Raw genomic sequence first — 20,613 nt, 5'->3', positions numbered from 1 at the left:
GCGTTTCGGCTGTCAAGCGTTTGCCGGTGTGGTGCGCCGACATGTTGTTGTGCGCGGCAGCATGGACAGCGTGTGCGACCTGTCCCGCAAACGAAAACGGCGCCATCTTTCGATGACGCCGTTTCGAAGCCGTTATGGCCGATCGTTAGCGCTTGTCGATCGGAACGTAATCGCGCTTGGCGACGCCGGTGTAGAGCTGGCGCGGACGGCCGATCTTCTGGTGGGGATCCTCGATCATCTCGCTCCACTGGCTGATCCAGCCGACGGTGCGGGCGACCGCGAACAGCACGGTGAACATCGAGACCGGGAAGCCCATCGCCTTCAGCGTGATGCCCGAATAGAAGTCGACGTTCGGGTAGAGCTTGCGCTCGATGAAGTACTGGTCGCTGAGCGCGATCTTCTCGAGCTCCATGGCCACCTTCAGCATCGGATCGTCGCCGTGGCCGGTCTCCTTGAGCACGGCGTGACACATCTTCTGCATGATCTTGGCGCGCGGATCGTAGTTCTTGTAGACGCGGTGGCCGAAGCCCATCAGGCGGACTTCCGAGTTCTTGTCCTTCACCTTGGCGATGAACTCGGGGATCTTGTCGACCGTGCCGATCTCGTAGAGCATGTTGAGCGCGGCTTCGTTGGCGCCGCCATGCGCCGGACCCCACAGGCAGGCGATGCCGGCCGCGATGCAGGCGAACGGGTTGGCGCCGGAGGAGCCGGCGATGCGCACCGTCGAGGTCGAGGCGTTCTGCTCGTGATCGGCGTGCAGGATGAAGATCTTCTCCAGCGCGTCGGCGAGAACCGGGCTGACCTTGTAGTCCTCGCAGGGCACTGCGAAGCACATGTTCAGGAAGTTCTCGGCAAAGCGCAGCGAGTTCTTCGGATAGATGAAGGGCTGGCCGACGGTGTATTTGTAGGCCATCGCGGCCAGCGTCGGAATCTTGGCGATCATGCGCATGGAGGCGACCATGCGCTGCTTGGGATCGTTGATGTCGGTGCTGTCGTGATAGAACGCGGCCAGCGCGCCGACGGCCGCCACCATGATCGCCATCGGATGGGCGTCGCGGCGGAAGCCCTGGAAGAAGCGGGCCATCTGCTCGTGCACCATCGTGTGATGGGTCACGCGATAGTCGAAATCCTTCTTCTGCGCGGCGGTCGGCAGGTTCCCGTAGAGCAGGAGATAGCAGGTCTCCAGGAAGTCGCCGTGCTCGGCGAGCTGCTCGATCGGGTAGCCGCGGTATTCCAGCACGCCCGCGTCACCGTCGATATAGGTGATCTTGGACTGGCAGCTTGCGGTCGAGGTGAAGCCCGGATCGTAGGTGAACAGGCCGGACTGGCCGTAGAGCTTGCCGATGTCGATGACATCAGGCCCGACGCTGCCGCTGAGGATCGGGAGATCGTAATTCTTGTTTCCGACCGTCAGCGTCGCGGTCTTTGGGCTTTCTTTTGCGTCCATCAGAGGTCCCCGATGTGTGGTGAAACGGGCCGGAGCCGGAGGCCCCTAGAAGATCATGGGGGGCAGGCCGGATGTTCCAGAATGTACGGGGGAGATGGGTATATTATTGCTATGTGCGCTGCAAGATCGCCGCACGCATGGTCGACTTACGTCGTAGACTGATCCTGAAGCCGGGCGAGGCTTTCCTGGCGCCCCAGGACGTCCAAAACCTCAAATATACCAGGCGACGTCGTCCGTCCGGTAAGCGCCGCCCTGAGCGGCTGGGCGACCGCGCCGAGCTTGAGACTATTTTCCTCGGCAAAGGCGCGCAGCGCGGTTTCAGTTGCCGTGCCGCTCCATGTCTCGACTTTCTCCAGCGCGGAATGAAGCTGGCCGATCAGCTTGCGGTTCTCCGGCGTCAGCAACGCTTGCGCCTTGGGATCGAGCGCCAGGGGCCGGTCGGCGAAGATGAAATGGGCGCCATCGATCAGCTCGATCAGCGTCTTGGCGCGCTCCTTCAGGGCCGGCATGGCCTTGAGCAGCTGCGCCCGCGTGGTGTCGTTTAACTTGGCCTTAATCTCGTCGCGGCTTGGCACGACGTGGTCGAGCACGTCCTCGAACATCTTCACGAGCGATTGATCGTCGGCGTGGCGGATATAGTGGCCGTTGAGGTTTTCCAGCTTGGCGAAATCGAAGCGGGCGGCCGCGCGGCCGACGCTCGCGAGGTCGAACGCCGCGATCATCTCCTCGGTCGAGAAGACCTCCTGGTCGCCATGGCTCCAGCCGAGCCGGACCAGGTAGTTGCGCAGCGCAGCCGGCAGGTACCCCATGGCGCGGTAGGCATCGACGCCCAGCGCGCCGTGCCGCTTGGACAGTTTCGAGCCGTCCGGGCCGTGGATCAGCGGAATGTGGGACATGCTCGGCAGCGCCCAGCCCATCGCATCGTAAATCTGCTTCTGGCGGGCGGCGTTGATCAGATGGTCGTCCCCGCGGATCACGTGGGTGACACCCATGTCGTGGTCGTCGACGACCACCGCGAGCATGTAGGTCGGGTTGCCATCGCCGCGCAGCAGGACGAGATCGTCGAGGTTCTCGTTCTGCCAGACCACGCGGCCCTGGACCTGGTCCTCGATGACGGTCTCGCCGGTCTGCGGTGCGCGCAGGCGGATGGTGGGCTTAACGTCGCTCGGAGCCGTGGCCGGGTCGCGGTCGCGCCACATGCCATCATAGAGGCGGGTACGCCCTTCCGCGCGCGCCTTCTCGCGCATCGCGGCGAGCTCCTCCGCCGTGGCGTAGCAGCGGTAGGCCTTGCCGTCGGCCAGCAGCTGCTCGGCGACCTCGCGATGGCGGGCAGCGCGGCTGTATTGGTAGATGACCTCGCTGTCCCAGCCGAGCTCGAGCCACTTCAACCCGTCGAGGATGGCTCCGATCGCAGCCTCCGTGGAGCGTTCCCGGTCGGTGTCCTCGATCCGCAGCAGCATCTTGCCGCCGTGCTTCTTCGCATAGAGCCAGTTGAACAGCGCCGTGCGGGCACCCCCGATATGGAGGAAGCCGGTCGGCGAGGGAGCGAAGCGCGTGACGACGGAATCGGACATTCTTGGCGGGGCCTATGCATTTGAGGCGGTGGTGTATAGCAGGAACGGGACATAACTAAAGCCTGACGGCGGATGGCTGAAGGCCGTACTTAAGCCCTTGGCGCGGCCACGCGAATTTGGCAGAAGAACCGCTGATTTCCCTACAGGATTTTCGTAATGACAGAACCGGTGGCAGCTGAGGTTGGGCGCGATTTCATTCGTGACATCATCCAGGCCGACCTCGATCAGGGCAAGTACAAGGAGATCGTGACCCGGTTCCCGCCGGAGCCGAACGGCTATTTGCATATCGGCCACGCCAAGTCGATCGCACTCAACTTCGGCATCGCCCAGGAGTTTCCGGGCCGCTGCCACCTACGCTTCGACGACACCAACCCGGTCAAGGAAGAGCAGGAATATATCGATTCCATCCAGGCCGACGTGCGCTGGCTCGGCTTCGATTGGGGCAAGAACCTGTTCTTCGCCTCGGACTATTTCGAGCGCCTGTACGAATGGGCGGAGCAGCTGATCCGCGACGGCCTCGCCTATGTCGACGATCAGACCCAGGAGGAGATCCGCCTCTCGCGCGGCACACTGACCGAGCCCGGCAAGAACTCGCCGTTCCGCGATCGCACGCTGGAGGAGAATCTCGACCTTTTCCGGCGCATGAAGGCCGGTGAATTCCCGAACGGGGCGCGGGTGCTGCGGGCCAAGATCGACATGACCTCGCCCAACATCAACCTGCGCGATCCCGTGCTGTATCGCATCCTGCATGCGCACCATCCGCGCACCGGCAACGCCTGGTGCATCTATCCGAGCTACGACTATGCCCACGGCCAGTCGGATGCGATCGAGGGCATCACGCACTCGATCTGCACGCTGGAGTTCGAGGACCACCGGCCGCTCTACGACTGGTTCATCGAGAAGCTGCCGGTGCCGTCAGAACCGCACCAGTACGAGTTCGCGCGGCTCAACCTGACCTACACGCTGCTGTCCAAGCGCGTGCTGACCCAGCTGGTCCGCGACGGCCACGTCGCCGGCTGGGACGATCCGCGCATGCCAACCATGGCGGGGATGCGCCGCCGCGGCGTGCCGCCGGCCGCCTTGCGCGAATTCGTCAAGCGCATCGGTGTGGCGAAAGCCAACAGCGTGGTCGATGTCGGCATGCTCGAGTTCTGCATCCGCGAGGAGCTGAACCGCACCGCGCAGCGGCGTATGGCGGTCTTGAGGCCGCTGAAGGTCGTGATCGAGAACTATCCAGAAGGGCAGACTGAGGAGCTCGAGGCGATCAATCATCCGGACGACGCTAGCGCCGGCACGCGCAAGATCACGTTCGGCCGCGAGGTCTATATCGAGCAGGACGACTTCATGGAGAATCCGCCGAAGAAGTTCTTCCGCCTGTCGCCGGGCAACGAGGTACGGCTGCGCTACGCCTATTTCGTCAAGTGTACCGGCGTGATCAAGAACGAGGCCGGCGAGGTGGTGGAGCTGCGCTGCACCTACGATCCCGCGACCAAGGGTGGCAACGCACCCGACGGTCGCAAGGTCAAGGCGACCATGCATTGGCTGCCAGCGGCGGCATCCAAGCCGGCGGAGATTCGCATCTACAACCAGCTGTTCTCCAATCCGAGCCCGGACGCCTCGAACTTCGCGGCCGATCTTAATCCGAATTCGCTGGAGATCCTGTCCGATGCGCGGGTCGAGGCATCGGTTGCGGAGAGCAATTCGACCGAGCCGATGCAGTTCGAGCGCCAGGGCTACTTCGTGCGCGACAAGGACTCGACGCCGGGCAAGCCGGTGTTCTCGCGTACCATCGGACTGCGCGACACGTTCGCGAAGGAAGTCGCGAAGGCATGAGCTAGGACATGGGCAACGAAGCCGACGCCATCGTTTCCGCCATCATCGCGAAATGGTGCGCCGGCTTCGCGACGCTCGACGCGGCCGCGCTGTCGTCGCTGTACGCGAAGAATGCGTTCTTCTTCGGCTCGAACCCGAAGCTCTATCGGGGCAGGGATGGGGTGGCGGACTATTTCAATGGTCTGCCGCGATGGCGCCAGCCGAGCGTCGGCTTCTCCGAGGTGGCTGCGGCTCAGGTCGTGCCCAATGTGATCAACATGGCCGCGATCGCATCATTCGACCTCGACGAAGAGGCCGCGCCGCTCTCGGTCAAACTCACCTGGGTGATCGTGCGCGAAGACGGCGACTGGAAGATCGCGAGCCACCACGTGTCGTCCAGGGCTGCGCTGATCTAGCGCCGGAGGCGTCTCATCGCAACCGCTTCATCCGGTCGCTACAGCTTGTAGCCGATCTTCCTCAGGAGGTCCTTCCGCCACGCAATGTCGGTGTCGGTCTCGATACCCAGCGGTGAGGCGCCATCCACTACGCCGAGCACGCCACGGCCGAGCTCCGTTTGCGCGACGATTACCTGCGTGGCGTTGGCCGTCGCGCAGTAGATGCGGCAGACCTCAGGCACCGAGCGCACGGCAGCTAGGACGTTGACCGGAAAGAAGCCGTCGCCCAGGAAGATCAGAAAAGTGTGGCCGGCGCCGATGGCCAATGCGTTGTTGCGCGCGTGGGTGAGGGCCGCTTCGTCATTGCCCGACCAGCGCACCAGCCGCTTGCCGGAGGCCTCGCAGAAGGCCAGCCCGAAGCGGATGCCCGGAACCGTGCCAACGAGCGCCTCGTGGAGGTCTTCCACGGTCTTGATGAAATGCGACTGACCGAAGATGAAGTTGGCCGCGTCCGGCTTGACGATGGGTACGACGGTGAGTTCCATGGCCGCGCTCCTCCAGGAGAGAGCTACACGATTCATGTTAGGCCGACGGAAAGCGATTGTCAGCCGCTGCCCGAGCCGCTTCGTGGAACCGGCGGACTCGCTCCAGGTCCTTGGCATGCGAACCGGCCTGATCCGTCTTCGTCTTGGAGTCGACGCCGGCTGGACGGACAGTTTGGATCGCTCCTGCGACATTGTCCGGTCCGAGGCCGCCTGCGAGGACGACCGGAACACCGACGACGTCCACGATGCGGCGACTTATATTCCAATCATGCGTCACGCCGAGCGCGCCGATCTGCTTGTCCGTGGACCGATAGCTGTCGAGCAGCAGAAAGTCTGCAATGCCAACGTAGCTCTCGGCAATCGCGACGCTTTCCTCGGAGAACACTGCGATGCTTCTCATCACGACGATCCCGGGCAACATGCGTTTGAGCGAAGCAACATCTTGCGGGGAAAGCAGTTCGGCGCTGGCTCCCAAATGGACGATTGCGGGGTTGAGCTCGCGCGCCCACGACGCAATCAAGGAGAGATCGCGGGTCAGAAACAGTGCCGAGAATTTCGATGGCGGTACACATGCCGCGCCGATCTTGGAAGCCGCCGAGATCGGCAGTTCGCGCGGAAATTGGCCGTCTCCGACGAGCACGCCGATATGGTCGACGCCGATGGCTGAAAGTGCGGACGCCTCTTCGGGGGTAGAGATTTCATAGATCTGGGTCAACATCGGGCGTAACCTCTTCGAGTCTCAGGCGCGAGATGCCTCGAACGCTGCCATCACCTCGGCCAGCATCCGCTCCTGCTCTCCCGCATAGCGCGGAGAGAAGTGAAAAGGCTCGACGCGGCGGACATTGGCTTCCCGTGCGACTTCTCCGGCAGCCGTGGTGGTCAGATGAGCCCGCTCCTTCGCGATTGCGGCGTCCGCGTCCGCAAACGCCGCCTCGATGAAGAGGATGTCTGCATTCTGAATCAGCGCCACGATGGCGGCACGATTGGCCGGCGTGTCGGCAACATCGGTCACATAGGCGATTTTCTGGCCGGCAGTGACCGTCACAAGATCGCGCAGGCTTGAGAGCGGCACGAGGCGATCCGACTTGGCCGCTTCTTCGATACGTATCAAATGATCTTCCGCGCGACGCTCGACGACGGCCTTCTTTAGCGACAGCAACCAGGGACCGACGGGTAGTCCACGCTCCGACAGCCTATTCTTCCATACGTTGACATGGGCCGCCTCCTGCAGCGCAAAGGCGAGGCAGGGCGTACCATGTTCAAGGATCGCGGCTGACACGCGATGGGTCGGTTCATCGCAGAGTACGCCCGCAATGGTCTTGCGAGAGACGGATGGCTCTGCCGCGAAGCCTTTCCTCAGCCGGAACCGCGTGGTGGAGATGGAATTCTCCGCTCCAAGTTCGCTGACGTCGAAAACAAGATCGCAGGGATAGTTTTCGACCAAATTCCAGCGATAGGCCTGAAGCTTGTGAAAGACGTGCTCGGCTAAGCCGGGCGGACCGAACAGCTGTACCGATTTCTCGTGCCCGACGAGCAAACGCAGCAGATGGTCGAAGCCAACGAAATGATCGATATGCGCATGCGAGACAAAGACCTGGTCGACGCGTCGGATCTTCCGTGGCGCCAGTGAAGCAATCTCTCCAATATCGAACAGCAGACTTCGCTTCTCGAACAGCGTTTCGACATAGACCGTCGGATCGCCGTAGCGACCGTTGACTAGGCTAGGATGGAAAAGCGGTCGCATGAGAACAAGTCTGCTGCAACAGTTCCAAATGCATCTGCCCTCATCTTAGGGGACGGCGATGGATTCCGCACCGGGCAGGATTGAGCTAGAATACATCAATCGGATCGAGGAGAGAGCCATGAAACTCGTTTCAAGCGCCTTCGCCGATGGTGCCGCAATTCCGCGACGGTTTACCTGTGATGGCGAAAATCTTTCGCCACCTCTGCAATGGAGCGACGCGCCGGAGGGGGCGCGGAGTCTAGTCCTGCTCTGCGACGATCCCGATGCGCCCGCCGGCAAATGGCATCATTGGGCAGTCTACAACATTTCGCCGGCGGTCACGGAATTTGCGATCAACGCCGCGCAGAACGCCAGAATGAAGCAAGCCGTCAACGATTTTCGGAAGGTGGGCTATGGCGGCCCGTGTCCGCCGCATGGCCATGGGCCTCATCATTATCATTTCCGACTGCTTGCCCTCTCGATACAGGGCCTGCCGACAACGGCCAATGCATCCTGCGGCGACATCGAGCGAGAGGCGCGCAAGCACGTGATCGCGGAGGCAACCCTCGTCGGTTGGTATGAGAGGTAGGCGAAAGAATGCCCTAGATGTCGTAATACAAATGGAACTCGTAAGGATGCGGTCGCAGCCGGATCGGGTCGACCTCCTTCTTGCGCTTGTAGTCGAGCCAGGTTTCGATCACGTCGGCGGTGAAGACATCCCCGCGTAGCATGAATGCGTGATCGCGCTCGAGCGCGTCGAGCGCCTGGTCCAGCGATCCCGGCGTGGACTTCACCTCCTTGGCCTCTGCCGTCGGGAGGTCGTAGAGATTCTTGTCGATCGGGCTGCCAGGGTCGATCCGCATGTCAATACCGTCGAGGCCGGCCATCAGCATTGCAGCGAAGGCCAGGTAGGGATTGCAGGACGGATCGGGGGACCGAAACTCGACGCGCTTTGCCCGCGGATTCGGCGAATACATCGGAATCCGGCAGCAGGCGGAGCGATTGCGCTGGGAGTAGACGAGGTTGATCGGAGCTTCATAACCCGGCACCAGGCGCCGGTAGGAGTTCGTGGTGGGGGCGCAGAGCCCGCACAACGCCCAGGCGTGGCTCAAAAGCCCGCCAATATAATAGCGCGCGAGCTGGCTCAGCTCGGCGTAGTCGCCCTTGTCGTAGAACAAATTGGTCTCGCCCTTCCAGAGCGACTGGTGAACGTGCATGCCCGAAGCGTTGTCCTCGAACAGCGGCTTCGGCATGAATGTCGCGGTCTTGCCATGCTGACGTGCGGTGTTCTTGACCACGTATTTGTAGATCATCAAATTGTCGGCCATGCGGGTCAGCGTGGTGAAGCGCATGTCGATCTCGTTCTGGCCGCCGGTCGCGACCTCATGGTGATGGGCTTCGATCTGGATTCCCAGAGATTCCATCGTCAGCACCATTTCGGTGCGCAGCGCCTGCATGCTGTCGGTTGGAGGAACGGGAAAGTATCCCTCTTTCGGGCGCGGCTTGTGGCCGAGATTCGGTCCTTCATCCGTGCCGGTGTTCCAGCTGCCTTCGCTGGAGTCGATTGCGTGCATGGCGAAGTTGATGCCCTGTGCGTAGCGGACCTCGTCGAAGACGAAAAACTCGGCCTCCGGGCCGAAAAAGCTCGTATCGGCATGCCCGGTACCCTTAAGGTGGGTTTCGGCCTTCTGGGCGATGTAGCGGGCGTCCCGGCTATAGGATTGGCCGGTCACGGGGTCGCGGATATTGCAGATGAGAACCAGCGTCTTGGCCGGACTATAGGGATCGACGAAGGCCGTCGTCGGATCCGGGACGACGAGCATGTCGCTTTCCTGGATCTCCTGGAAGCCGCGGATCGATGAGCCATCGAATCCAATGCCCTCATTGAGCGCATCGGCATTCACCGCGCTTGGGGGCACGGAAAAATGTTGCCACATCCCCGGCAGGTCGGTGAACCGCAAATCGATCATCTGGACTTTCTCGTCAGTGATCGCCTTCACGAGGTCTTCGGCTGTCGTACATTTCGCAACCATGGCTTCGCTCCCAGGTCAGCGTCCCGAGATCGCGTAGCCGTTCGGCCGCAACCTAGCGGCTCGCGACGGACTGTGGTCCACGTTCGGCGTTGTCGCCGCAGTCAGGCAAGTCTTTGCGCGCCGGCAGTCAGCTTTGGTGTGGCCCGCGCATCAGCTTCATCGCATCTTCGATGTGCCGCCAGGTCTTTGCCAATTCGAGCTCGCCCTTCTGCTCGAGTTCGATGGCGTTTTGAGCGGCTTCCGCAATGGCCTTGGGGCCATGGGCTTCCAGCAACTGCCGCGCATAGTCGTGGATTTCCATTTCTCGCATGGCGTCATCTCCCTCTGCTCCGGGCGCGAACGTCCGCGCCACCGGGAACGGTCGACATTGACACCTGTCTAGCGGCGACAGTCTGCATCCGGGTGCGCCGCACTCGCAAGGGCCTCTCCGGGCATGGGGCAGCCGGGCTTGGACGCCGGCTCCTGGACCGGCCCTCGCGGCAACACAACGCAGGCCGGACGGATGGTTCATCATCGGTGCGCCCCCACCAGAAGGGAGGTGAGCATCATGCGCATCCAACATTGGCAAGACGCTGCCAGCCTGTTGGTGGGCGTATGGCTGGTCCTGTCATCCTTTGTCCTCGGCTTATCCGGGGCGGCGGTCTGGATCACCATCGCGCTCGGGCTCGGCGTCATGCTGTTTGCCGTAGAGGCCTTTGTCATCCCGTCGTACCTGGAAGAGTGGGGCGAAATGCTGCTGGGCCTGGCGCTGGTGCTGGTGCCTTGGACCATTGGCTATGACCAGGCAGCAGCCACGGCGAACAGCGTATTGTCGGGCCTGCTGGTGATCTTGCTCGGTGGCTGGGAGCTGATGACCGATCGTGACTTCAGTGCCTGGTGGCACGATCACTGGCCTCACCGCGCCGGCTGAGACGAGAGGCTGCCAACTCTTCTCCGACCGCCATCGTATGGCGGCCGGAGGAGAGGCGATCACGTCACAGTGCGGTTTTGGGCTCGATTGGCTGCCAGATGCTGATCTTGCGCGTCTCCGGCATCAGGAACAGCGCGAGCAGGAAGCATACCGCAGGGACCGCGATCGGATAGATCAACGCGTAGCCGATGCTTCCGGTCGCGGCAAATGCCGCCGACGTGATGAACGGCACCAATCCACCACCCCAGCCATTGCCGATGTGGTATGGCACCGATACCGACGTGTACCTGATCCTGCCCGGAAAGAATTCCGCCAGGAACGCGCCGACCGGCCCGTAGACCATCCCAACGTAGCAAACGAGGATGAAGATGATGAAGATCGCGGTCGGATAGTTGATGTTGCCGGGCTGCGTGACCGCTCCCAGCCATAGATACAGCGGATAGTACGTGATCGCGGCGAGCAGCATGCCGCCCAGGATTACCGGCTTGCGGCCGATCTGATCCGACAGCCAGCCGAAGAAGATCAGGCTCGGTGTGGCAATCAGCAGCGCGGCTCCCACGATATAGGCGGAGGTCAGCGGGTCGACCTTGGAGACCTGCTGGAGGAAGTACAGCGCCCAGAACTGACCGCTGTACCAGACCACGCCCTGTCCGATCAGGACCACGATTGCGATCCCGATGAATTTGACGTTCGCGCTGAGGAAGGCCTCCTTCCACGGATTCGTGGTCATCTGGCCGCGGGCCCTGATCTCCTGGAAGATCGGCGTCTCCTGGAGCTGGAGCCGAATATAGATCGCGATGGCTACCAACAGGAAGGACACCAGGAACGGAACGCGCCAGGCCCACTCGTCGAAGGCCTGATTGCCGAACCAGGTCCGTGTCAGGATGATCACGGCCAGTGACACCACGATGCCGAGAGTCGGAGAGGTCTGTAGCCAGCCGGTGTAGTAGCCGCGCTTGTCATCCGGCACATGCTCCGCGACATAGGTGATGGCGCCGCCATATTCGCCACCCAGGCACAGACCCTGGATCATGCGCAAGCCGAATAGAAGGAACGCCGCTGTGAGACCGATGGACTGGTAGGTCGGGATCAACCCGATTGCCCCCGTACCCAGTCCCATTCCGCTCAGCGTGATGAGGAACGTATATTTTCGCCCGACCCGGTCGCCCATCCATCCAAAGAGGAAAGCTCCCAACGGACGGATCAGGAATCCTGCAGTGAACAGCGCGATCGTACTGAGGAGGGCTGCAACCGGGTGGGACTGCTCGAAGAACTTGACCGACAGAACTGCGGCCAAGCTGCCAAAGATATAGAAATCATACCATTCGATGACGTTTCCCACCGACGCAGCAACAATTACGCGGCGAAAATCGCTTGGTACTTGAATTGCCATGTGCTGCTCCTGTCAAATTCAAACGCTACTCCTGGCGCCTTTTCAGCGCCCTTCGCTCGCGCAGTACGCTTGGTGCGCGACGCCACAGGCGAGAATTGCGAGTTGCGTCCGCAACGCCAAATCTCAGGGAGGCTTGAGCCACCTGAGAAAGAGCTCCAGCGGTCGCTTCGGTACCGCGAGCTATCACAACCTGCCCGTCTGCCGGGGAGGCGGAGAAGCAGTGTAATCCCGCTGGGGCTGGCGTCTTATGAGACTTTCGGCTCAATCGACCTGAACCGAGCTGACCCATGCCGCGACGCAACGATCGCCCATCGAGCCGATCGGTCACGAACGAACGGAAAGACCTCTCAGGCGTTGTGGAGGGTCCAACAAGGAACCGCCCCATGCAGAACATCGCAGAGCATATGGAAGTCATCGGCGCCGACGGCGTCCATGTCGGCACGGTCGATCGCGTCGAAGGCAACCGCATCAAGCTGACCAAGAAGGACAGCGGGGAAGGCAGCCACAAGGGGCACCATCACTTCATCGACAAGGGGCTCGTTGCCGATGTCGAGGGCAACAAGGTCCGGCTGTCCGCCAAGGCGGCGGTGGCCGTGACCATGGAAGAGGAAAAGTAGGGCTCGCCCGACTTCGTTCCTGATCTGTACCGCTATTCGCACAGCCGCACCTTCCAGTAGCCTCCGCACCCGTCGCGTATCGCAAGGTGCAGGGGAATGGCGGAGCCGGGGCGGCCAGTACGCTCCCAGGGAGTTGCCGGGACGTGGCCGGTCGGCCGCGCCGCACCGGCGGGCGGCTTTGTGCCAGCGGGCTTTGGCGTCTGGCCGGCAATCGTCGAAACACTGCGCGAATGGGCCCGCGCCGAGGCGGGGCCGGGTCGGTTGTTGCCGTGGGTGCCGGTCGCCTTCGGTGGCGGCATCGCGCTTTATTTCGCCGCCGATCATGAGCCGGTGCTGTGGGTGGTCGCCGCGACGGCGGCCGTTCTCGCGCTTGGCGCCGTGCTGTTGCGGCGGAGCCGGCTGTTTGCGCCGGCCATCATGCTCGCGGCGGTCGTCGCCGGCTTTGCCATGGCGACTTGGAAGACGGCGCGCGTCGCTCATCCCGTGCTGGCCAAGCCGCTCTATTCGGTGTCGCTGTCGGGCTTCGTGGAAGCGCGCGATATCCGCGAGCGCACTGATCGCTTCGTGCTGCGCGTCAGCGCCATGGAGGCGCAGCGCAGCGACGTCAAGCTCGAGCGCGTCCGCCTCTCGGTGCGCAAGGGCACGGCGCCGGAGGTCGGCAGCTTCGTGCAATTGAAGGCGCGGCTGTTGCCGCCGATCTCGCCGGTGCGCCCCGGCAGCTATGATTTCTCGCGCGACATGTTCTTCCAGGGCATCGGTGCCTCCGGCTTTGTGATGGGTGCGATCACGGCTTCGGTGCCGCCGGATGCCGGCGGCTTGCGGCTGCGCTACGCGGCCTTCATGCAGGGCCTGCGCGATGCGATCGACGCGCGCATCCGCTCAACGCTCGAAGGCGACAATCGCGCGATTGCGACCGCGCTGCTCACCGGACGGCGCGACGCGATCACCGCGCCCGTCAACGACGCCATGTTCGTCTCGGGGCTCGGCCATGTGCTGTCGATCTCCGGCTATCACATGGCGGTCGTCGCCGGCGTCGTCTTCTTCGCAGTCCGCGCGCTCCTGGCGCTGATCCCGGGACTGGCGGCCGGCTTTGCCATCAAGAAATGGTCGGCGGCCGCTGCGCTGGTCGCGGCTGCCTTCTACCTGCTGCTGTCAGGCGCGGAGGTCGCGACGCAGAGATCGTTCTTCATGACTGCGGTGGTGTTGATCGCCGTCATGGTCGATCGCCGCGCCATCACCTTCCGAACGCTGGCGGTGGCCGCGCTGATCGTGCTCGCGGTCGCGCCCGAGGCGCTGGTGCATCCGAGCTTCCAAATGTCCTTCGCCGCGACGCTCGGGTTGGTGGCGCTGGTGCAGATCGGCATGCCGAACCTGCTTGCATCACCCGATCATTCCGCAACGGCGCGGATCGCGCTGTGGGGCGGCCGGGAGATCGCGATGCTGTTCCTGGCCTCGCTGATCGCGGGGCTTGCGACCACGCCCTATGCCGCCTTCCATTTCCATCGCGTGACGCCATACGGCGTGCTCGCCAATCTCGGCGCGATGCCGGTGGTCTCGGCCCTCGTGATGCCGGCCGGGCTGTTGGGCCTGCTCGCGGCTCCCTTCGGGCTCGATGGCGTGTTCTGGGGGCTGATGGGGATCGGCATTGACTGGATGGTCGCGGTCTCGCGCTGGGTGGCGGCTCTGCCGGGCGCAGTCGGCCGCATTCCGGCGTTCGGGATCGCGCCGCTGATTGGGCCAGCCTCGGGATCATCGTGATGGGCCTGTTGCGCACGCCCTTGCGCTGGTCCGGTGCCCTGGTGCTGCTGGCTGCGATCCTCTGGGGGCTGTCGGTACGACAGCCCGACATCCTGATTGCCGGGGATGGCGCGAGCGTCGCGGTCCGGGGCGGCGATGGGCGCCTGCATGCGATCCGCGCGAGCAAGGATGGCTTTCTGCTGAGGGAGTGGTTAGCCGCCGATGCCGATCCGCGCGATGCAGCCAACGCCTCGTTGGCGAGCGGTGTGTCATGCGACGAGTCCGGCTGCGTGGCGCCGCTTGCGGACGGACGGCTGGTCGCGCTTTCTCTGCGCATCGACGCGCTGACTGATGATTGCAGCCGCGCCGCGTTGGTGGTGACGGCGCGGCCCGCACCGCCCGATTGCGCGGCGATGGTGGTCGATCGGCCGCGTCTTGCCAGTCAGGGCGCGCTAGCTCTAACGCAGAACGGAGAGGGCTTCTCGGTGCAGGCGGTGAGGGCGAGAGGTGCAAGCCGCCCCTGGCTGCCGGCCGGCGCCGGCGAGGGGGATTTCGACGGCAGCCTTGCGCCGAAGACGGCCGTGCCCCGCAACCGGGACGCAACGCCATCGGAGGCCGACTTGCTGGCTGACGATTGAGGATAGACGCGAGGGATGCCGATCCGACGGGATTCCGCAGGACGCAAACCAGACCATCTCGCCGGCCTCGGCCGGCGATGGCATTTCAATCCTGGCCCTCGACCCATCGGCCGGGGGCGACGACGTCAGCCGATCGGCAGACGCGTGATCGTGGACCGCGTGTCAGCGACGATCTGCGGCTTGTGCTCGCGCTCGCCAACCGGCTGGGTCACCGGCAACTGCAGCACGGTCGCGCGCTGGCCTTCGACGAGCTGTGTCACCAGCACGTATTTGCCGTCGGGAAATTCGATCGCGTCATGATGGCGATCGGGAATGTGCGGGTCGATCTTGCCGAACTTGCCGACGCGGGAGTTGACGGTGCGCGTCCAGATCCAGCGGTTGTCGTAACGGACGTTGTCGGCGAAAGCGAGCTCCGTTCCCGGCAGCAGGCAGACCGCGACGGAGAGATCGGCTTCGGAGGCGAAGCCGCGTGTCGAGGTGCCGCGGAAGGTTGTCGTGACGATCGTCTCGCCGACTTCGGCGGGGCGCGTCGCGACGGCATGCAGGCTATAGTCACACATCGGATGCTCCTCATGCGAAGATAGCGACCCGCACTCCTTTGGAGGCGCAGGCCTCTATCAGGGTGGAAGTATGCAACGCTCTGCTTGTTTGTAGGCAAATCTGCGGCTGGGCTCCGCAAGCCACGATCACATTATCTTTCCCGGGTTCAATAGGAACAAAGCGGACGTCTGTGCATTTGGAAGGCGCATGTCAGCGCCCCGCGGGCGCCGACGAGCCCGAATATTGCCAGCTCGATTGCGGGGGCTGCGCGATTGCATCCCGCGCGTCGCGGATATGCTCGTGGGTCGCCGATTGCTCGCGCACGCGGTGCGATTGTGTGGCACCGACTTGCGACGCTGATGCTGCGATCAGCGCCGCAATGATTGTCCATGAAACGATCTGGCGCATGGCGTCTCCTCGAACGCTCACGCCGCGAAGCAATGTCGCTTCGCGCGGCGTACCGAGGACGTAGCGCCGGAGGAGGGGCCGGATAATCTGAGCAGAACCGGAAAGACCATCCAGCCGGAGCGGATACTGATCCGCTCCAATGGGTGTCGAACGACCGCAGGACCGCTCAGTACTTCCGGTAAAGCCCGATCAGCTTGCCCTGAATCTTCACGCGGTTCGGCGGAAGAATGCGGACCTCGTAGGCGGCATTGGCGGGCTCGAGCGCGATCGAGGCGCCGCGGCGGCGGAAGCGCTTGAGTGTGGCCTCCTCGTCGTCGATCAGCGCCACCACGATGTCGCCGGTGTCGGCGCTCTCGTTGCGCTGGATCAGCGCCATGTCGCCGTCGAGGATGCCGGCCTCAACCATCGAATCGCCGCGCACTTCGAGTGCGTAGTGCTCGCCCGAGCCGAGCATGTCGGGCGGCACGCTGATGGTGTGGCTGCGGGTCTGCAGCGCCTCGATCGGCGTGCCGGCCGCGATGCGGCCCATCACGGGCACCGCGACGGGGCGCTCGCCCTCGTCCACAGGCGGGCTGGAGCTCGTGCGCACCTTGCCGAGATTGCCCTCGATGACGCTCGGCGTGAAGCCGCGGCGATTGCCGGCGGCGGCCTGGAGCTCGGGCAGCTTGATCACCTCAATGGCACGGGCGCGGTTGGGCAGGCGGCGGATGAAGCCGCGCTCCTCGAGCGCAGTGATCAGGCGATGAATGCCTGACTTCGAGCGCAGGTCGAGCGCATCCTTCATCTCGTCGAAGGACGGCGGCACGCCGCTTTCCTTCAGACGTTCGCTGATGAACCGCAGAAGCTCGTATTGTTTGCGCGTCAACATCTCGACCAAAGTCCCCCGGTTGATGTCGTTCGATTCCGAGGCGATGAATTCAGCGATAAGCCGCTACATCCTCGAAACAAATCATGAACGGACACTATATGTTCGATATGTGTTCCGCAACTGCTTAATTTATGGTGAACAGAGCGAAACTCGCGGAATGCGTGTGGCCCCGCGGCTCAGACGGGGAGGCGCAGCACCTCGCAAGGCGTGCCGGCCTCGGCCATCGGCGCGAACGCTGCGCGCACGAGAAGTACCTGTGCCGCAGCGAGATTCGCAAGCAGAGAGGAGTCCTGATGGTCGACGGGAAGGGCGACGAGCGTGCCGTCGCCGCGCAGCTCCAGGCGCGCGCGGAGATAATCCTCGCGCTGGTCGTTGGCACCGAGATCGCGGCCCAGCACGGCGCGCTCGCGGTGATGATGAATCACCGAACGGCCCGACAGGGCGCGAATCAGCGGCACCATGAACAGGAAGGCGCATACGTATGATGACACGGGATTGCCGGGCAGGCCGATCACGCGCATTGCGCCGAGCCGTCCGTGCATCATCGGCTTGCCGGGCCGAATCGCGATCTTCCAGAACGCCATCGAGATGCCTTCGCCCTTGAGCGCCTGCTGGACCAGGTCGTGGTCGCCGACCGACGCCCCGCCGGTCGTGATCAGGATGTCGGCACCGCTCTCGCGGGCGCGGCGGATGCCGGCGGATGTGGCCTCCAGCGTATCGGCGGCAACGCCGAGATCGATGGTCTCGGCGCCCTCGCTGCGGGCGAGCGCGTGCAGGGCATAGCCATTGGAATAGACGATCTGACCGCGACCGGGCGTGGTGCCCGGCATCACCAGCTCGTCGCCGGTGGCGAGGATCGCGACCTTCGGACGACGGCAAACGGCGAGATGCGGGTGATTCATTGCGGCGGCGAGCGCGAGATCGCGCTCGGTGAGACGAGTTCCTTTGCGCAGGAGCACGTCGCCTTCGCGGAAGTCGACGCCGGCGGGGCGGATGTGCCGTCCGGAAATCGCGGCTTCCTTGATCGTAATGTGCGTGTCGTCGGCGACCGTGTCCTCCTGGATCACGACTGCATCAGCGCCCTCGGGAACGACGCCGCCGGTGAAGATCCGAACGGCTTCGCCGGGGCCAACCTTTCCCGCGAACGGACGACCTGCTGCGACCTCGCCGACGACCATCAGCCTGGAATCGATCGTGGCCGCATCGGCCGCGCGCACGGCATAACCATCCATCGCCGACATGGCTGCCGGCGGCTGCGTGCGCCGCGCCGCGATGTCGTGCGCAAGCACGCGATGGTAGGCTTGGTCGAGGGCTACCGTCTCCTCGGCCAGCGGCTCTGTGCCGGCGAGCACGGCGGCAAGCGCGTCGGATACCGGCATCAGGGCCACGGGCGGAAACTCCTGCTGAGCACATCGGCAAAGGGGCGGCGAGAGTTCTAGCCGAGTGCGGGCGCGAGGCATAGCAGCAGGCAGGATGATCCTGCGTGATCTCCCTGTGGAGGAGGGAGCTCACGTCCGCCGGGGCATGATCCGGAAGGCGAGACAGACCGGCACGAGGATGGCCATGGCGAGCACGAGGAGGACGAGTGCCACGGCCAGCATCGGTCAACTCCCGCTTGGTCGGTCCGGGCCGTCGTCGTGTGTGACGTCGGGAGCTTTGGGACCTTGATCCTTGTCGGGCAGCGGATCTGCCTGCGATTTCAGGTCGGCCGCCTTGCTGATCAGCTTGGCGGAAAGGTCAGAATCCGAGGTGGTTTTAGCGAATTCAAGCAGGAGAGAGGCTTGCTTGGTGAGATAGGTTTTGCCCAGCACGTCGATGAATCCGATGTAGAAGTCCCAACGGACTCTTGAGTCCGGAAGGTGGTATTCCGTTCCGGGAACTCAGTACAAAAATGCACAAAGTGATTGGGTTCCTCATCTTGGGCAAAATTTAGTTCCGGGAACCGCCGCGCAGGGCTTTCTCGCGGCGACCTGCTGGCCTCAGATGCCCAGCGCCTTTAGTGCGTTCCCGACATCGCGCGGCGACGTGACATGCACGGCCTTCAAGCCGCGCGCCCGCGCTCCCTCGATGTTCTCGGCGAGGTCATCGAAGAATACAATGCGCTCCGCCGGCACGCCGATCGCCGCGACGACATGGTCGAAAGCTTCCGCATCCGGTTTGCGCAGGCCGATGCTGGACGACAAATACAGCTCGCGGAAATGGCCGAGCAGGACGGCATATTCCTTCGAGAAATAATCCACGTGCGGTCGATTGGTGTTGGAGAAGGCATAGAGCGGCATCTGCTTCGCCGCGCGCGGCAGCAGCTCGGCGATATCAGGCATCTCACCTGCGAAGATCGCATTCCAGCCTTCCAGGAACTGCGCGTCCGAGATGCCGATTCCGAGCGAGGCACGCAGCGAGGCGAAATAGTCCTCGTCGCTGATCTTGCCCACTTCGTGCAGCCGATAGGCCTCGTCACGCACATAGCGCGCGACGATGGCTTCGGGCTGGCAGCCGGCATGCCCCGCCCAGCAGGCGATCGCCTTGGAGAAGTCGATGTCGAGCACCACGCGCCCGAGGTCGAACAGCAGCGCATCGGCGCTGCCGGGAGTGAGCGATGTCATTGCGTGCTTTTCACTTCAGTATCAGCAACTCAGTAGCGGTATGGTTCATGGTCGAACAGCGGGAACGCGCTGAACACGCTGGGTGCGTTGGTGGCGGTCGCCGGATGCAGGCAGGATTTGTTGATCTCGGCGAATGAGGTGGCGCCCAGGAGGCCAAGGCAGCGCAGCACCTCGTCCTCCAGCAGCTCCAGCATCCGTGTGACTCCGGCTTCCCCGGCGGCCGCCAGCGCCCAGCATTGCAGCCGGCCGATGCCGACGAGGTCCGCGCCCGCCGCGATCGCCTTGACGATGTCGGTGCCGCGGCAAAAGCCGCCATCGACCATGATCTTGGCGCGGCCCTTCACCGCATCGACGATCTCCGGCAGCACATGCATGGCGCCGGGGCCGTGGTCGAGCTGCCGGCCGCCATGGTTGGAGACGTAGATCCATTCGACACCGTGATCGACTGCGATCTCTGCGTCCTCGGCGGTGGCAATGCCCTTGAGGATCAGCGGAATCCTGAACTTGTCCTTGATCATCTTCACGGTCCGCCACTCCAGGCCCTTCTGGAAATCGCCGCCGGTGGCGCGCAGGCGGCTCTCGCGAACGTAGCGCTTGGCGATGTCACGTTCACGACGGCTGTAATGGGCGGTGTCGACGGTCAGGCAGAAGGCGGCGTAGCCGTTCTTCTCGCTCCGGCTGACGACATCGGCGACGAAGGCATCGTCGCCGCGGACATAGAGCTGATAGAGCCGCAGCGCGTCGGGAGCAGCCTCGGCGGTCTTCTCGAGGCCGGGCTCGGATACCGAGCTCAGCATGTGTGCCGCACCGAAGGTGCCGGCGGCGCGTGCCACGCTTGCTGCGCCGTCCGGATCGAAGATCTCGAGGGCGCCGACCGGGGCGAGCACGACCGGAAGACGCATCCTGCGGCCGAGCTGCTCGACGGAACCATCGACCTTGCGGACATCGCGCAGCACGCGCGGGCGGAAGGCGATCTCGTCCAGCGCCATGCGGTTGCGGCGCATCGTGGTCTCGGTCTCGGCGGCGCCGACGATGTAGTCCCAGGCATTCTGATTGAGGTTGGCGCGCGCTTTCCGGATGAACTCGTGCAGATTCTGGAACGGCTCGTTGCTGGCGCCGAGTTCGACGTTCCGTTCCGGCCGGATGCGGGGCGCTTCGTTCATCGTTGTCCTCCCGAGAATTTGAAGTCTTATCGCCATCGCCTATCGCGTCTGGTCCTCCAAAACCATCCTAAAATCGCATAGCTGCGAGGCGTGGACGGCCCGACCGGTTTCCGCTTTGCGCGACACAGTTTCGGAACGTTGCCAAAAGTTTAGCCCAAGGCGAAGGGATTTCTCCGGCGTAGCCGCCAGGACGGCATCCCGGCCTTG

Annotated in this window: 20 protein-coding genes and 1 pseudogene; 6 read left to right on the top strand and 15 right to left on the bottom strand. The window is 63.5% G+C overall.

The genetic code is table 11. The features are described from left to right. Positions 1–145: 145 nt before the first annotated feature. Positions 146–1,447, bottom strand: coding sequence for a citrate synthase (gltA, locus tag YU9_RS0119840; RefSeq protein ID WP_027574397.1), 1,302 nt, complete (start codon positions 1,445–1,447; stop codon positions 146–148). Between the two features lie 146 nt (positions 1,448–1,593). Further along, positions 1,594–3,021 (bottom strand): glutamate--tRNA ligase, encoded by a 1,428-nt coding sequence (gltX, locus tag YU9_RS0119835; RefSeq protein WP_027574396.1) that lies wholly within the window; start codon positions 3,019–3,021, stop codon positions 1,594–1,596. Between the two features lie 156 nt (positions 3,022–3,177). On the opposite strand from gltX, the gene YU9_RS0119830 reads away from it, so the two are divergent. Together YU9_RS0119830 and YU9_RS0119825 are read left to right on the top strand one after the other, a co-directional pair. Next, positions 3,178–4,854, top strand: coding sequence for a glutamine--tRNA ligase/YqeY domain fusion protein (locus YU9_RS0119830; protein ID WP_027574395.1), 1,677 nt, complete (start codon positions 3,178–3,180; stop codon positions 4,852–4,854). 8 nt (positions 4,855–4,862) lie between these two features. After that, a complete protein-coding gene (locus YU9_RS0119825) occupies positions 4,863–5,249 on the top strand; it encodes an SgcJ/EcaC family oxidoreductase (RefSeq protein WP_027574394.1) in 387 nt (128 codons plus the stop codon). A 38-nt stretch (positions 5,250–5,287) separates the two neighbouring features. Here YU9_RS0119825 and YU9_RS0119820 read toward each other — a convergent pair whose 3' ends face one another. From YU9_RS0119820 to YU9_RS0119810, 3 genes are read right to left on the bottom strand one after another with little or no spacing between them, the layout of a single operon-like run. Continuing rightward, positions 5,288–5,773, bottom strand: a complete 486-nt coding sequence (locus YU9_RS0119820) for an adenosine-specific kinase (protein WP_027574393.1) — start codon at positions 5,771–5,773, stop codon at positions 5,288–5,290. 37 nt (positions 5,774–5,810) lie between these two features. Continuing rightward, positions 5,811–6,491, bottom strand: coding sequence for a phosphoribosylanthranilate isomerase (locus YU9_RS41895; protein ID WP_036017556.1), 681 nt, complete (start codon positions 6,489–6,491; stop codon positions 5,811–5,813). A gap of 21 nt (positions 6,492–6,512) precedes the next feature. After that, positions 6,513–7,517 (bottom strand): MBL fold metallo-hydrolase, encoded by a 1,005-nt coding sequence (locus tag YU9_RS0119810; protein ID WP_027574392.1) that lies wholly within the window; start codon positions 7,515–7,517, stop codon positions 6,513–6,515. 58 nt (positions 7,518–7,575) lie between these two features. Between YU9_RS0119810 and YU9_RS0119805 the strand changes: the two genes are divergently transcribed. Beyond that, the gene (locus tag YU9_RS0119805; RefSeq protein ID WP_245266447.1) at positions 7,576–8,085 is read left to right on the top strand and encodes a YbhB/YbcL family Raf kinase inhibitor-like protein; all 510 of its coding nucleotides are present in this window, start codon (positions 7,576–7,578) and stop codon (positions 8,083–8,085) included. A gap of 13 nt (positions 8,086–8,098) precedes the next feature. Here the strand turns inward: YU9_RS0119805 and glnA are convergent, their stop codons facing one another. Together glnA and YU9_RS0119795 are read right to left on the bottom strand one after the other, a co-directional pair. After that, entirely contained in the window at positions 8,099–9,529 is a 1,431-nt protein-coding gene (glnA, locus tag YU9_RS0119800) for a type I glutamate--ammonia ligase (RefSeq protein ID WP_027574390.1), read from the bottom strand. A 127-nt stretch (positions 9,530–9,656) separates the two neighbouring features. Further along, positions 9,657–9,839 carry a hypothetical protein gene (locus tag YU9_RS0119795; protein WP_027574389.1) on the bottom strand — a complete coding sequence of 61 codons (183 nt, stop codon included), beginning with the start codon at positions 9,837–9,839 and terminating at the stop codon, positions 9,657–9,659. Positions 9,840–10,076: 237 nt separating this feature from the next. Here YU9_RS0119795 and YU9_RS0119790 point away from each other — a divergent pair, with 237 nt between their 5' ends. After that, the gene (locus YU9_RS0119790) at positions 10,077–10,439 is read left to right on the top strand and encodes an SPW repeat protein (protein WP_027574388.1); all 363 of its coding nucleotides are present in this window, start codon (positions 10,077–10,079) and stop codon (positions 10,437–10,439) included. A gap of 64 nt (positions 10,440–10,503) precedes the next feature. Here YU9_RS0119790 and YU9_RS0119785 read toward each other — a convergent pair whose 3' ends face one another. Beyond that, a complete protein-coding gene (locus tag YU9_RS0119785; protein ID WP_027574387.1) occupies positions 10,504–11,832 on the bottom strand; it encodes an MFS transporter in 1,329 nt (442 codons plus the stop codon). A 383-nt stretch (positions 11,833–12,215) separates the two neighbouring features. Here YU9_RS0119785 and YU9_RS0119780 point away from each other — a divergent pair, with 383 nt between their 5' ends. Further along, positions 12,216–12,449 (top strand): DUF2171 domain-containing protein, encoded by a 234-nt coding sequence (locus YU9_RS0119780; protein ID WP_027574386.1) that lies wholly within the window; start codon positions 12,216–12,218, stop codon positions 12,447–12,449. A 96-nt stretch (positions 12,450–12,545) separates the two neighbouring features. Beyond that, a pseudogene (locus tag YU9_RS41890) lies at positions 12,546–14,824 on the top strand (ComEC/Rec2 family competence protein). Between the two features lie 125 nt (positions 14,825–14,949). On the opposite strand, the gene YU9_RS49090 reads toward YU9_RS41890, so the two are convergent. From YU9_RS49090 to YU9_RS0119735, 7 genes are all read right to left on the bottom strand, one after another. Then, the gene (locus YU9_RS49090; protein ID WP_027574385.1) at positions 14,950–15,384 is read right to left on the bottom strand and encodes a hypothetical protein; all 435 of its coding nucleotides are present in this window, start codon (positions 15,382–15,384) and stop codon (positions 14,950–14,952) included. 190 nt (positions 15,385–15,574) lie between these two features. Beyond that, positions 15,575–15,772, bottom strand: a complete 198-nt coding sequence (locus YU9_RS0119765) for a hypothetical protein (protein ID WP_027574384.1) — start codon at positions 15,770–15,772, stop codon at positions 15,575–15,577. 166 nt (positions 15,773–15,938) lie between these two features. After that, positions 15,939–16,640 carry a transcriptional repressor LexA gene (gene lexA / locus YU9_RS0119760; protein WP_027574383.1) on the bottom strand — a complete coding sequence of 234 codons (702 nt, stop codon included), beginning with the start codon at positions 16,638–16,640 and terminating at the stop codon, positions 15,939–15,941. 176 nt (positions 16,641–16,816) lie between these two features. Continuing rightward, complete coding sequence (gene glp, locus YU9_RS0119755) at positions 16,817–18,028, bottom strand: gephyrin-like molybdotransferase Glp (protein WP_027574382.1); 1,212 nt, start codon at positions 18,026–18,028, stop codon at positions 16,817–16,819. 216 nt (positions 18,029–18,244) lie between these two features. Beyond that, positions 18,245–18,451, bottom strand: a complete 207-nt coding sequence (locus YU9_RS0119745) for a hypothetical protein (RefSeq protein ID WP_036017553.1) — start codon at positions 18,449–18,451, stop codon at positions 18,245–18,247. A 168-nt stretch (positions 18,452–18,619) separates the two neighbouring features. Beyond that, positions 18,620–19,243 (bottom strand): HAD family phosphatase, encoded by a 624-nt coding sequence (locus YU9_RS0119740; RefSeq protein ID WP_027574380.1) that lies wholly within the window; start codon positions 19,241–19,243, stop codon positions 18,620–18,622. Positions 19,244–19,272: 29 nt separating this feature from the next. Beyond that, the gene (locus YU9_RS0119735) at positions 19,273–20,406 is read right to left on the bottom strand and encodes an alpha-hydroxy acid oxidase (RefSeq protein ID WP_027574379.1); all 1,134 of its coding nucleotides are present in this window, start codon (positions 20,404–20,406) and stop codon (positions 19,273–19,275) included. Between the last annotated feature and the right edge of the window lie 207 nt (positions 20,407–20,613).

The sequence above is a fragment of the Bradyrhizobium sp. WSM1743 genome, from assembly GCF_000473065.1.
Classification (GTDB): Bacteria; Pseudomonadota; Alphaproteobacteria; order Rhizobiales; family Xanthobacteraceae; genus Bradyrhizobium.
The sequence above is the reverse complement of the archived record's forward strand: the minus strand, read 5'-3'. Positions and strand labels throughout refer to the sequence as shown.